The 955-nt window shown below is 61.0% G+C and carries 2 protein-coding genes; both read right to left on the bottom strand.

From position 1 onward, the window contains the following. Positions 1–15: 15 nt before the first annotated feature. Positions 16–192 carry a hypothetical protein gene (locus CWS39_RS29075; protein WP_158240431.1) on the bottom strand — a complete coding sequence of 59 codons (177 nt, stop codon included), beginning with the start codon at positions 190–192 and terminating at the stop codon, positions 16–18. Between the two features lie 58 nt (positions 193–250). Next, on the bottom strand, positions 251–604 hold the full coding sequence (locus tag CWS39_RS30430; protein ID WP_102146116.1) for a hypothetical protein: 354 nt from the start codon (positions 602–604) through the stop codon (positions 251–253). Positions 605–955: the final 351 nt, after the last annotated feature.

The raw sequence follows: 955 nt of genomic DNA on the forward strand, positions 1-955 counted from the left end.
CCGCGCAACGGTGCCTCATTCAGGTTGACAGGTTCCGACAGTGCCCTTGAGGTCGTTGTAGTCATCCCAGCGCAGGAAGTCATGCTCTCTGTCCGCCCACCCCTGGGTGGCGTCGCCGTCGTAGTAGACCTCAGCGATGAAGTACTCGGTCTGGTCGAACGACTGCACGACACGGTAGTTCCAGTGACTCACTGTCGAGTTTCCTTTCGCCGGCTGGCCGCCTCCGCAGGTTGACTCGATGACCTTCGTCTCAATCTGTTGTCGGGTCGTCGAGCATCTGCTCGCGTTCGGCTTTGGTGATTGGCGATCGGTCCTCGAGTAGCGGCCATATCTCAGTCTTGAGAAAGGAGAGGAGATCGTCCGCCGCTTCGCCGGTGCCGCACTGGATCATTCCGCCTTGTACCTCTGTCCGGTCGGGCTCGCAGCGCGGCACAACAGCGTCAGCGCTTCTCGTCCCGCGTTCGGCGATGTACCGTTCGACGGCCGGCGATCGAACAAAGCCGCCCGGCACCTCACGACCTTCGAGCCGTGCCGATGCCTTGGTGTTCTGCCGGCCCATGGCTTGGATAGCGGCCGCCGTGACCGTTACCGTCTTACGTTTCACAGGACACCTCCAGGATGAAAAGTGGGCCGCTAGCCTGCCGCTTCGTGCGGGCAAGGCGTGCACCCGGCACACCGACTGGCTTCGATCGTGTCCAGGTCGGCTACTAGTGCCGATTCGACTTCGTACATCAATCGATCACCGTTTACGACGGACACACGGTATGCGGGTCCGACGCCGGCAGCACCGCGCAAATCTACGATCAGATAGGTGATTTCGTGGTCGTCGGGGGCAGACGGTGGCCAGTCATACATTGTTCTACCGCCGGCTCGGCAAAACTCAATCCAACCTCGACCCCTGAGCAGCTGGTGGAGTGAGCATGTCCCGAGTCGCGTGGAATTTGGGTGACGATCC

Origin of the sequence: Mycobacterium hubeiense (genome assembly GCF_002838065.1) — a bacterium.
GTDB lineage: Bacteria > Actinomycetota > Actinomycetes > Mycobacteriales > Mycobacteriaceae > Mycobacterium > Mycobacterium hubeiense.